Here is a 12,453-nt window from a genome sequence, read left to right as displayed (position 1 = left end):
GGCCGTAAGCAACTGGAATGGTTCCTTTCCGCCCGGTCGGTCGCCTGCATCAGTACGTTAAGATTTTCCCGATTTTTTGCATTTCCCGACTGATATTCGCCTCGGATATTTTGGCATAATGACGGGTCATGTTGGTATTCGAGTGGCCGAGGATCTTGGCGATTATATCAATTGGCATCCCGTATTCAATCGCCAGCGTGGCAAACGTATGGCGCGCCAGATGAACTGTCAGATTTTTGTTGATCAGGCAAATATCCGCAATCTCCTTCAGGTAGGCGTTCATCTTCTGATTGCTCGGAACGGGCAGCAGTTTTCCTTTGAGTCGTAACTCAGGATCCCGCCCGTATTTTTGCAGAATCCGAATCGGATGCGGCAGCAGCGGAATCCGACTTACGACTGCGGTCTTCTCCCGTGGTTTATGAATCCACAGAGTACCGTTCTCGTCGGTCGTGATGTGCTCGGACCGCAGGTGGTCGACATCCGTGAAAGCCAGTCCCGTCAGCGCACAGAAGCAGAAAACATCCCGAATCCGTTCCAGCCGTTCGTTTGGCATCGGGCGTTTCAGCAGCAGGTCCAGCTCCGCCTTCGTCAGCGGTATCTTGACATTCGTTTTGTCGATCTTCATCTTGTAGAAGCGGAAGGGATTCTTCTCGATCCACTCGTTGCGGACGGCATAAAGCAGGAAGTTCTTCAAACAGCACAGTAGATTGACCGCTCCGTTGTTGTGGCAGTTGTAGGCCGTCTGCATGTAGGTGCTCAATCCATCGACGTAGGCGTAGTCGACCGTCTCCAGCGGAAGATCCTCCTTGCCATACACCTGCCGGATATATTCGGTCATATAGCGCAGCAGGCGGTGGTACTTGTTGGCCGTGAGCTGTGTGATACGGGTGCCGGCCTCCTGCTGCCGTTTCTCGCAGTATTTGCCGAACTCCGCCAGCAGCATCCGGCTCGAAGTGGCGGAGCCCAGCAGTTGTTTGACGGCAAAGCAGGTCGGCGTCCTGTTCTCCTGGATCAGCCGGTCATAGGCGGCAAGGATCGAGGCCCGGTAGCTGGCGATGATGCGGTTGATCTGCTGGTCGACCTCGTCCTTGTAGAGCGAACGTTCGAGGCGCTGGTTCCAGCGATCCGGCTCAATCTGGCACTGCGTGTAGACTTCGGTCGACTGGCCGGTCGTGGTGATGCGGGCATAGATCGGGGCCTTGCCCTTTTTCGTGACTTTGGTCTTCTTGCAGAAGAAGACGACGCTGAAGGTGGTTCGTGGCAACATGGCTGCTTGGTTTTTGAGTAAATTAAACGTCTTCAGCACCGGAATGTTGCAGAGTAAAATGATGCAAATCAGCGAAATAGAGCTAAATCGTGACCTATTTTCGGTCCGAGCAAAATAGGTCACGATTAAGGCCTGAAATACTTGCTGCCTTTTGCTTCAACAGGAGTGGGGAAATACAAGAAAAAGCCTTGTATACCACTGATATACAAGGCTTTTTGCTTTCTATCGGGGTTTCTTTCTGGCCCCCTCTGGAGCGGAAAACGGGATTCGCACTCGCGCTGCGCTTGAGTGATTCCGCGAATTGTTGCTGACACCCCCGGCCCCTGGAAGGGGCGCCTTGAGGTCGCGCGGACGAATCCATCTGCAACCAAGTACAAAGCAACAGAGAGAACCAAAATGGCTCTCCCTGTTACTTTGGAGCGGAAAACGGGATTCGAACCCGCGACCCTCAGCTTGGGAAGCTGATGCTCTACCGACTGAGCTATTTCCGCGTTACGGAGTACAAAGATACTCCGAATTTTTGAAAAGACAAGTTTTCAACCCCTGAAAAATGCCTTATCCGAGTAATTTTTTCAGAGCCTTCAGATTTTCAGAATTTTCCACCTGCTTTCCGTCCGGCGAGTAAAGATCCTCCAACCGGTTGCGGAAATGCTCCTCGACTTTCGAACGCACGATCTTCATCGTGCTGTTTACCAGTCCGTTCTGCTCGGTGAAGGCCTCGTCGACGATCGCCAGCCCGGCCGGGAGCCAACGCTCGGGGAATTCCCCGGCATAGATACCGCCAGCCCGGTATTTGTCGATTTCGGCCGCCAGAATCCGTGCCGCAGCCGCCGGACGCTCCTCCCCGGCGACCTTGCGCTGGTCGAGCTCGCGCCGCAACGCCTCGGCATTCGGCACGACAATCGCCCCGGTGAAGGGATTCTGGTTGTTGTGGATGATGATCTGGTCGATGAACGGCGACTTGTCGACGATTGCCTCCTCCATTCCTTCGGGGCTGTACTTCTCGCCGTCCGAGGCGATCAGCAGGCTCTTGAAACGCCCCAGCACATAGAGGAACTCATCCTCCGAGACATACCCCATGTCGCCGGTGTGGAGCCAGCCGTCGCGAATGGTTTCGGCCGTGGCCTCGGGATTCTTCCAGTAACCGGCCATGACGTTTTCGCCGCGGATGATGATTTCGCCCTTCTGACCGCGGGGCAGCTCGCGGCCCTCCCCGTCGACGATCTTCAGGTCGAGCGGGATCAGGATCTTGCCCGACGAACCGAAGCGGTGCCAGTGATACTTCGGGGAGTTGGTCGAGATGACGGGTGTGGCTTCGGAGAGCCCGTATCCCTGGAACATCGGAATGCCGATGGCGTAGTAGAAGCGCTGCAGTTCGGCATCGAGCAGGGCTCCCCCACCCACGAAGAACTTCATGCAGCCGCCGAACGCCTCGCGGACCTTGCGGAACAGCACGGCGTCGAACAGCGCTACGGCGGGCCGCAACAGACAGCGCCACCCTTTTCCGCGGCTGTAGCCGTCCTGGTTGTAGACGTATGCCGTGCGGAGTCCGAGGCGGAACAGCCGTTCGGTGAAGGCGCCTTTGGCGCGGATCGAACTCTCGATGTTCTTGCGGAAATTCTTTGCCAGCGCCGGAACCGACAGCAGGAAATGGGGCTGTACTTCGCGGATGTTGAGCGGGATGTTCTTGAGGGTCTCCATGGGGGTTTTGCCGATCTGGACCGTGGCGACCGAGGCTCCGCAGGCGATCATGATGTAGAACCCGACGACGTGGGCGAAGCAGTGGTCCAGCGGCAGGATGATCAGCGTGCGGTAATGCGACGGGATGTCGATGCGCGAGAGCGACTGCTCGACATTGGCCGTGTAGTTCCGGTGCGTGAGTACGACGCCCTTCGGGTCGGCCGTGGTCCCGGAGGTGTAGGTGATCGTGGCATAGTCTTCGTTCCGAATGGCCTGCCCGATCTTCAAAAACTCCTCCTTGTGCTTCGAGAGGTAGTCGCGTCCGAGGCGCCGGAGGGTTCCGTAGGCGGTTTCACCCGGTTCGAGGGGGATGTGCCCGAGGACGATGACGTGTTCGATCTGCGGGAGTTCGGCGCGGATGCGGCGGATCTTCGGCAGCTGGTACTTCGAGACGAAGAGTGCCTTGACCTCGGCGTGGCGCAGCCGGAACAGGAGGTCGTTCGACTCTTCGAGTTTCACCGAGAGGGGTACGCTGACGGCTCCGGCGTAGAAGAGTCCAAGTTCGGAGACGATCCATGCGTTGGATCCTTCGGCGAGGATGGCGACCTTGTCTTTGGGGCGGATGCCGACGGAGGCGAGACCTGCGCCGACTTCGAGGGCCAGCTCTTTGGTTTCGGCATAGGTCGTGGGCTCGAACTTGTGGTGCCGTTTTTCGAGCAGGAAGGTCTTTCCGCCGTACTTTTCGACGGAGGACTCGAAGAGGTCGATGATGGTTTTCTTCATGGTTCTCAATCCATTTTCAACACGGCGAGGAATGCCGACTGAGGGACTTCGACGTTGCCGATCTGGCGCATCCGCTTCTTGCCTTTCTTCTGTTTTTCGAGGAGTTTTCGTTTGCGGGAGATGTCGCCGCCGTAACATTTTGCGGTTACGTCCTTACGCACGGCCTTGACGGTCTCGCGGGCGATGATCTTGGCGCCGATGGCGGCCTGGATGGCAATATCGAACTGCTGGCGCGGGATGAGCTCCTTGAGTTTTTCGCACATCTTGCGTCCGAAATCGTAGGCGTGGTCGGTGTAGGTCAGCGACGAGAGGGCGTCGACGGGTTCGCCGTTCAGGAGAATATCGAGTTTGACGAGTTTCGAGAGTTGGAAACCCGTCCGGTGGTAGTCGAACGAGGCGTATCCCTTGGAAATGCTTTTCAGTTTGTCGTAGAAGTCGAAGACGATCTCCGAGAGGGGCATGTCGAAATTGACCTCGACGCGGTCCTGCGTGATGAAGGTCTGGTTTTTCATCACGCCGCGCTTGTCGATGCAGAGTTTGATGACATTGCCGAGGAATTCGGCCTTGGTGATGATCTGGGCGAGGATGTAGGGCTCCTCGATCTTGGCGATTTTGGTGATTTCGGGCAGTCCCGAGGGGTTGTGGACCTCCAGGACGTCGCCCTGCGTGGTGGTGACGCGGTAGGAGACGTTGGGCACGGTGGTGATGACGTCCATGTCGAATTCGCGGTAGAGGCGCTCCTGGATGATCTCCATGTGGAGAAGCCCGAGGAAACCGCAGCGGAACCCGAATCCGAGTGCGAGCGAACTTTCGGGCTCGAAGGTGAGCGAGGCGTCGTTGAGTTGCAGCTTTTCGAGCGAGGCGCGCAGGTCCTCGTACTGGTCGGCCTCGACGGGATAGACGCCGGCGAAGACCATGGGCTTGACATCCTCGAATCCGGCGATGGCCTCCTGCGCGGGGTTTGCCACCGAGGTGATCGTATCGCCGACCTTGACGTCCGAGGAGGTTTTGATTCCCGAGCAGATGTAGCCGACATCCCCGGCTCGGATCTCGTCGCGGGGCTGCATCTTGAGTTTGAGCACGCCCACTTCGTCGGCATCGTACTCGCTGCCGGTGTTGAAGAACTTGACGTGGTCGCCCTTTCGGATCGTGCCGTTGAAGACGCGGAAATAGGCGATGATGCCGCGGAAGGGGTTGAACACCGAGTCGAAGATCAGGGCCTGCAGCGGGGCGTTCTCATCTCCTTTCGGGGCGGGGATCCGGTGGACGATGGCTTCGAGGACCTCCTCGACACCCTGTCCGGTCTTTCCGGAGGCGAGCAGAATATCCTCCTCCTTGCATCCGATCAGGTCGATGACCTGATCCTTCACCTCGTCGATCATGGCGGCCTCCATGTCGATCTTGTTCAGCACGGGGACGATTTCGAGGTCGTGCCCGACGGCGAGATAGAGGTTCGAGATGGTCTGTGCCTGAATTCCCTGCGTGGCATCGACGACGAGCAGGGCTCCTTCGCACGAGGCGATGGCGCGCGAGACCTCGTAGGAGAAGTCGACGTGCCCCGGGGTATCGATCAGGTTGAGCGTGTATTGCTGTCCGTCGCGGGCCGTGTACACCATCTGGATGGCGTGGCTCTTGATGGTGATGCCCTTTTCCCGTTCGAGTTCCATGTCGTCGAGGACCTGGGACTGCATTTCGCGCTGGTTGAGCGTATTGGTTTTTTCGAGCAGCCGGTCTGCGAGCGTGGATTTGCCGTGGTCGATATGGGCTATGATGCAGAAATTGCGGATATTTTTCATACAAGCGAGTGAAATCTGTGCAAAGATACTAAATATTTTGAATTGGAAAGGAGTGGAGAGGCCAAAAGGATTTGTAAGAATAATTAAAAATATTTACATTTGCGGCCATAACCACAGGAAAAGTTCAGGTCAGTATGTTGAGCAGACAGATTGCATCGAAACTCCGGGGCTACGAGACCCCGTTCTACCTTTATGATACGGCATTGCTGCGCCAGACGCTGGAGAGCGTCGTGTCGGAGTCGAACAAGTACGGCTACAAGGTGCATTACGCCATCAAGGCTAACTACGACGACCATTTGCTGGGAATTATCCGGGAATACGGCCTGGGAATCGACTGCGCGAGCGGGAACGAACTCCGGAAGGCGGTCGAGGCGGGTTTCGACCCAAAGGGCATCGTCTATGCGGGCGTCGGCAAACGCGACAAGGAGCTTCGCTACGCCATCGAGCAGGGGATCCTGGCGATCAACTGCGAGTCGATCCAGGAGATGGAACTCATCGACCGCTTCTCGGCCGAGGCGGGGAAAGTGACGGAGGTGGCGCTTCGTATCAACCCGGACATCGACCCGAAGACGAACCACTGCATCGATACGGGCCAGGCGGACAGCAAGTTCGGCATCTCCTATGAAGAGGTGCTCGAACACGCCGAGGAGCTCCGCACGCTGCCGCACATCCGTATCATCGGACTGCACCTGCACATCGGTTCGCAGATCCGCGAGCTGCACGTCTTCGAGAACATGTGCAACAAGGTGAACGTCATTGTCGAGAATCTGGAAAAACTCGGGTTCGAGCTGCGGTTCGTCGACGTGGGCGGCGGTCTGGGCGTGAACTACGACGTTCCGGAGAACGAGCCGATTCCGAACTTCGCGTCGTTGTTCTCGATCGTACACAACCACCTTCGCGTCGGCGACCGGGAGGTGCATTTCGAGTTCGGGCGTTCGATCGTCGCCGAGTGCGGGGAGCTGATCACGACGGTGCTGTTCAACAAGACGACGGCCACGGGCCGGCGGCTGCTGATCGTCGACGCCTCGATGACCGAACTGATCCGCCCGGCGCTGTACGGTTCGTACCACAACATCGAGAACATCACGGCGGCGGACGACGCCCCGCGGACGAAATATACGGTCGTGGGCACGGCCTGCGAATCGACGGACGTTTTCGACGAGAACGTGACGCTGCGCACGACGCAGCGGGGCGACCTGCTGACGATCAAGTCAGCCGGGGCCTACGGCATGTCGATGGCCTCGCGCTATAACCTGCACGACCTTCCGGGTGCGGTCTACAGCGACGAGATCCGATAGGCGACCACCCTGTTCCGACGAAGGCGGCCACCGGGCCGCCTTCCTTTTGTTTTTACCTTGCGAACGAAAATTTTTGAGCCATGTGGTTGACCCTTGCCTTTACCTCGGCCGCGCTGCTCGGTCTGTATGACGTCGCGAAGAAGAAGGCCCTGACCGGAAACGCCGTGCTTCCGGTTTTGCTGCTCAATACGCTCTTCTCGACGCTGTTTTTCGTCCCGGCGATCCTCTCCGCGGAGTTCGGCCTGGGATGGTTCGACGACACGGTGCTGGCCACGACGCCCGGCACGGCCACGGCCCACGGGCTGGTGATCCTCAAGTCGGTGATCGTCCTCACGTCGTGGATCTTCGGCTACTTCGGCATGAAGCACCTGCCGATCACGATCGTGGGACCGATCAACGCCACGCGGCCCGTCATGGTGCTTGTCGGCGCCTTTTTGATTTTCGGCGAGCGGCTCAATGTCTGCCAGTGGATCGGTGTGGCGCTGGCTTTGGTGTCGCTGTTCCTGCTGAGCCGGTCTTCGCGTCGCGAGGGGGTCGACTTCACGCACAACCTCTGGATTCTGTTCGTGGCCCTTTCGGCCCTTACGGGTGCCGTGAGCGGGCTCTACGACAAATACATCATGACGCGCCTCGACCCGGTTTTCGTGCAGAGCTGGTATAATCTCTACCAGTTTCTGATGATGACGGTGGTGGTGGCCGTACTGTGGTGGCCGCGGCGGGGCCATACGACGCCGTTCCGGTGGAGCTGGGCCATTCCGTTGATCTCCATTTTCCTGACGCTGGCGGACTTTGCCTATCTCTATGCTCTGCAGGAACCGGATGCGATGATCTCGGTGGTTTCGATGATCCGGCGGGGATCGGTCGTGGTGTCGTTCCTGTGCGGTGCGGCGTTGTTCCACGAACGGAACCTGCGCTCGAAAGCCGTCGACCTGGCTTTCATTCTGGTGGGTATGGTCTTCCTGTGGCTGGGCTCGCGGGCTTAAGAAGCCCGTTTCATGGGCGAAGGGACCTTCGATGGGTTTCAGATGGCTGAATCCGCGTCGTCTGGTGTCCGCCGCACTTTGCTTGGAGCGGAAAAAGAATCTTCGGAAAACCGAGCGCCCGGAACGGGAGGCTGTAAAGGCTTGATCTTACTGCGCCCGTTCAGCGAGGTGTTCCGAAGATTCCCGCGAAAAGCAACTTGCGGCTGGTTTTGGGTACCTTTTGCCATCAAAAGGTACAAAAATCTGCAACCGTTCCGGTTGTGAATTTTGTACCTTTTAATAGCAAGGCTCTACTGGATTCCCCGTCAAGCGGGGAATGACGAGAAACCGGTTCTAAATTTTATGAAAAAGGAGCGGACCGCACAGGCGGTCCGCTCCTTTTCGTTGCTTCAACCGATACTTTAAATCAGCTTCTCCAACCGGTTGACCGTCTTGGCAATTTCATCGTCAGTCGGTGCGTAATCCTTCAGGGCACCGGCCAGATACTGCTCGTAGGCGTAGAGGTCGATGACACCCGTTCCGGAGAGGTTGAAGAGGATGGTCTTCGGCGTCCCCTCCTCCTTGGCTTTCTGTGCCTCACGGATTGCTGCGGCGATGGCGTGGGTCGACTCCGGAGCGGGGATGATCCCTTCGGTTTGGGCGAAGAGCACTCCGGCGGCGAGGGTCTCGACCTGCGGCACGGACTGTGCCTCGATCAGGCCGTCCTTGAGCAGTTGGCTGACGATCGACCCGGCCCCGTGGTAACGGAGGCCTCCGGCGTGAATATCCGAGGGCTGGAATTCGTGCCCGAGGGTGTACATCGGGATCAGCGGCGTGTATCCGGCGACATCCCCGAAGTCGTACTGGAACTGCCCGCGGGTGAGTTTCGGACAGCTCGACGGCTCGACGGCCACGACGCGGATCTTCTTGCCCTCGACGAAATTCTTGCGCAGGAACGGGAATCCGATACCGGCGAAGTTGCTGCCGCCGCCGAAGCAGCCGATAACGACGTCGGGTTCGGCATCGGCCATCTCCATCTGCGTGACGGCCTCCTGCCCGATGACGGTCTGGTGGAGCAGCACGTGGTTCAGGACGCTGCCCAGACAGTAACGCGTATCTTCGGGGCGGCGGAGCGCCATCTCGACGGCCTCCGAAATGGCGAGCCCGAGGCTTCCCGAGCAATGAGGGTCGCGTTCGAGGACGGCGCGGCCCGATTCGGTGAGCGGCGAGGGCGAGGCCACGCATTCGGCGCCCCAGGTGTTCATCATCAGGCGGCGATAGGGTTTCTGGTCGTAGCTGACGCGGACCATGAAGACCTGGAGGTCGATTCCGAAGTGCTTCGAGGCGAAGGCGATCGAGGCGCCCCACTGCCCGGCACCGGTTTCGGTGGTCAGGTGCTTGATCCCCTGCTTGTAGTTGTAGTAGGCCTGCGGCACGGCGGTATTGGGTTTGTGCGACCCTGCGGGCGAGACGCTTTCGTTCTTGAAATAGATCTTCGCCGGGGTGTCGAGGGCCTTTTCGAGTCCCGTGGCACGCACCAGCGGGGTCGGTCTCCAAATCTTGTAGATCTCCTGCACCTCTTCGGGGATGTCGATGAAACGCTGGGTGGACATCTCCTGGTCGATGAGCTCTTCGGCGAAGATCGCCGACATCTGCTCCTTGGTGACGGGTTTTTTGGTCGCGGGATGGAGCGGCGGGAGGGGTTTCGTGGGCATGTCGGCCACGATGTTGTACCATTGGGTGGGCATCTGGTTCTCGGCGAGGCAGAATTTTTTCGTGTTCATGGTGTCTGAAAATTTGGGTTATTCGGTATTTTGAGCATTCGTGCAAGAAAAAACCCGTTGCTTACGTTTCGTAAACAACGGGCTCCTGTGTATCTTCGGTGATTTCACCATACATGCGACGGGGCGCACTCATTGTTCACGAGCGTCGAGGAGTGCCACCACCACCAGTTCTGTATGTTGAAATTGCGTACCATTTCTCGGTTCGGTTTCTGCAAATATAAAACGCGGAATCGTGAAAAGCAAATTTTTTACGAATTATTTTCGATACCTAAATATAAAGGAAAATCCGGGGATGAAATCGCGCCGCAAAACGGGTGCAGTTTCGGGAAAAATTACTATTTTTGCGTGATAATCTGCAAAATCAAAATTCGACGATATGAATATTTCCTACAACTGGCTCAAACGCTACCTGGCGACGGACCTTTCGGCCGAGAAGATTGCCGAGGTGCTTACGGACATCGGCCTGGAGGTCGAGGGTTTCGAGAAGATCGAAACGGTGAAGGGCGGCCTTGCGGGGGTCGTGGTCGGCGAGGTGCTGACGTGTGAGGACCATCCGGATTCGGACCACCTGCACGTCACGAAGGTGGATGTCGGAGCGGGCGAACCGCTCGGGATCGTCTGCGGAGCCCCGAACTGCCGGGCCGGACTGAAGGTGCTGTGCGCCACGGTGGGTGCGGTGCTCTACCCCAACGGCGGCGACGAGGAGTTCAAGATCAAGCGTTCGAAGATCCGCGGTGTGGAGTCGCTGGGGATGCTCTGTGCCGAGGACGAGCTCGGTATCGGGACGTCGCACGACGGCATCGTGGAGCTTCCGGCGGATGCACCCGTGGGGATGAGCGCCAGGGAGTACCTGCACATCGAGGACGACTACCTGATCGAAATCGGCCTGACCCCGAACCGGGTGGATGCCGCCTCGCATATCGGCGTGGCGCGCGACCTGGCGGCGTGGCTGCGGAGCCGCGGCGAGGCTGTCGAGGTGCAGTGGCCGGACGTTTCGGCCTTCGCCGTGGACAATCACGACCTGGAGGTGAAGATCCGGGTCGAGAATACGGAGGCGTGCCCCCGCTATACGGGCGTGACGGTCACGGGCTGCAAGATCGGCCCTTCGCCCGAATGGATGCAGAACTGCCTGCGCGCCGCGGGCATCAACCCGAAAAACAACCTGGTGGACATCACGAACTTCGTGCTGTTCGAACTGGGCCAGCCGCTACACGCCTTCGATGCCGACAAGATCGAGGGGCGCGAGGTGGTGGTCCGGACCTGTGCCGAGGGCACTCCGTTCGTGACGCTGGACGGCGTGGAACGCAAACTGACGGACCGTGACCTGATGATCTGCTCGGCCGAACGCCCGATGTGTCTGGCGGGCGTCTTCGGGGGCCTGGATTCGGGCATCAGCGACACGACGACCAACGTCTTCATCGAGAGCGCCTACTTCAACCCGGTTTGGGTGCGCAAGACGGCCAAGCGTTTCGGACTGAACACCGACTCGTCGTTCCGCTTCGAGCGGGGCGTGGACCCGAACCTGCAGCTCTACGCCGCAAAACGGGCCGCACTGCTGATGAAGGAGCTGGCCGGGGGTACGATTTCGAGCGACCTCCAGGACAACTGCCCGCAGCCGGCTTCGGATTTCGTCTTCGACTTTTCGATTTCGCGGGCCCGGATGTTGATCGGCAAGGAGATCCCCGAGGAGACGATCCGCACGATCCTCGCGGCCCTGGAGGTGAAGGTTCTCTCGGAGCAGGGCGACGTGCTGACGGTGGCCGTACCGCCCTACCGCGTGGACGTGCAGCGTGAAGCCGACCTGGTGGAGGAGATCCTGCGCATCTACGGCTACAACAACGTGGAGATTCCCGCACGGGTCCGCTCGACGCTCTCCTACGCGCCGCGTCCGGACCGTGCGAAGCTGATGAACCTGGCGGCCGACTATCTGACCGACAACGGTTTTACGGAGATCATGTCCAATTCGCTGACGAAAGCCTCCTACTACGATGACCTGACGGCGTACCCGGCAGATCGCTGTGTGCGGATCCTGAACCCGCTGAGCGCCGACCTGAATGTCCTGCGCCAGACGCTGCTGTTCAACATGATGGAGGCCGTTGCGCTGAACATCAACCACAAGAACGGCGACCTGATGCTCTACGAATTCGGCAACTGCTACTTCTACGACGCCGCGAAACGCACGGATGAGAACCACCTGGCAGCCTACTCCGAGGAGTACCGGCTGGCTATGGCCGTGACGGGTACGACCGAACCCCAGTCGTGGAACACGAAACCCGAAAAGGCCTCGTTCTTCACGCTGCGGGCCGTGGCCGAGAAGCTGCTGCGCCGCTTCGGGCTGGACATCTACGCACTGAAGACGGAGCCGCTGCAGAGCGACCTGTTCGGTGAGGGGCTTTCGGTGGAGCTGAACGGCAAGCCGCTGCTGCAGATCGGCACGGTGTCGCCGAAGATCCGCCGCCGCACGGATGTCAAGCAGGAGGTCTACTACCTGGAGATGAACTTCGAGGCGCTCTGCAAATCGACCAAGAAACTGAAGATCACGGCCGAGGAGTTGTCGAAATACCCGGAGGTCAAGCGCGACCTGGCGTTGCTGGTGGACCGGCAGACGACCTTTGCGCAGTTGCGTGAGGCGGCTTTTGCCGCGGAGCGGAAACTCCTGAAGCGCGTTTCGCTGTTCGACGTCTACGAGGGCGACAAGCTCCCCGAGGGGAAGAAGTCCTACGCCCTGAGTTTCGTGCTGGAGGACAAGAGCCGCACGCTCGACGACAAGACCATCGAGCGGGTGATGTCGAACCTCACGCGGCAGTTCGAGCAACGCTGCGGCGCCACGGTCCGTGCCTGACGGGGCCGAATATGCCGATACGAAGAAGGGTCGCCCGCTTG

General features: G+C 58.9%; 7 protein-coding genes and 1 tRNA gene. 3 read left to right on the top strand and 5 right to left on the bottom strand.

Annotation, left to right across the window (positions count from 1 at the left end; all coding sequences use genetic code 11):
* Positions 1-49 precede the first annotated feature (49 nt).
* From ABGT65_RS12715 to lepA, 4 genes are all read right to left on the bottom strand, one after another.
* The gene (locus tag ABGT65_RS12715) at positions 50-1,267 is read right to left on the bottom strand and encodes a site-specific integrase (protein ID WP_346702674.1); all 1,218 of its coding nucleotides are present in this window, start codon (positions 1,265-1,267) and stop codon (positions 50-52) included.
* A gap of 415 nt (positions 1,268-1,682) precedes the next feature.
* A tRNA-Gly gene (locus ABGT65_RS12710) sits at positions 1,683-1,758 on the bottom strand.
* Between the two features lie 64 nt (positions 1,759-1,822).
* Positions 1,823-3,730 carry an AMP-binding protein gene (locus ABGT65_RS12705; protein ID WP_346702672.1) on the bottom strand — a complete coding sequence of 636 codons (1,908 nt, stop codon included), beginning with the start codon at positions 3,728-3,730 and terminating at the stop codon, positions 1,823-1,825.
* A 5-nt stretch (positions 3,731-3,735) separates the two neighbouring features.
* Positions 3,736-5,526, bottom strand: coding sequence for a translation elongation factor 4 (gene lepA, locus ABGT65_RS12700; protein ID WP_346702670.1), 1,791 nt, complete (start codon positions 5,524-5,526; stop codon positions 3,736-3,738).
* Between the two features lie 134 nt (positions 5,527-5,660).
* On the opposite strand from lepA, the gene lysA reads away from it, so the two are divergent.
* Together lysA and ABGT65_RS12690 are read left to right on the top strand one after the other, a co-directional pair.
* Positions 5,661-6,824, top strand: coding sequence for a diaminopimelate decarboxylase (lysA, locus tag ABGT65_RS12695; RefSeq protein ID WP_346702668.1), 1,164 nt, complete (start codon positions 5,661-5,663; stop codon positions 6,822-6,824).
* Positions 6,825-6,904: 80 nt separating this feature from the next.
* Complete coding sequence (locus ABGT65_RS12690) at positions 6,905-7,807, top strand: DMT family transporter (protein WP_346702666.1); 903 nt, start codon at positions 6,905-6,907, stop codon at positions 7,805-7,807.
* Positions 7,808-8,208: 401 nt separating this feature from the next.
* On the opposite strand, the gene ABGT65_RS12685 is transcribed toward ABGT65_RS12690, so the two are convergent.
* Positions 8,209-9,570: a TrpB-like pyridoxal phosphate-dependent enzyme gene (locus ABGT65_RS12685; protein WP_346702664.1), complete on the bottom strand. Its 1,362-nt coding sequence runs from the start codon at positions 9,568-9,570 to the stop codon at positions 8,209-8,211.
* A gap of 376 nt (positions 9,571-9,946) precedes the next feature.
* Here ABGT65_RS12685 and pheT point away from each other — a divergent pair, with 376 nt between their 5' ends.
* The gene (pheT, locus tag ABGT65_RS12680) at positions 9,947-12,412 is read left to right on the top strand and encodes a phenylalanine--tRNA ligase subunit beta (protein ID WP_346702662.1); all 2,466 of its coding nucleotides are present in this window, start codon (positions 9,947-9,949) and stop codon (positions 12,410-12,412) included.
* Positions 12,413-12,453: the final 41 nt, after the last annotated feature.

Source organism: uncultured Alistipes sp., assembly GCF_963931675.1.
In the GTDB taxonomy this organism is placed as follows: domain Bacteria; phylum Bacteroidota; class Bacteroidia; order Bacteroidales; family Rikenellaceae; genus Alistipes.
Note: the sequence above shows the minus strand (reverse complement) of the source record. Positions and strands in the feature narration are given on the sequence as shown.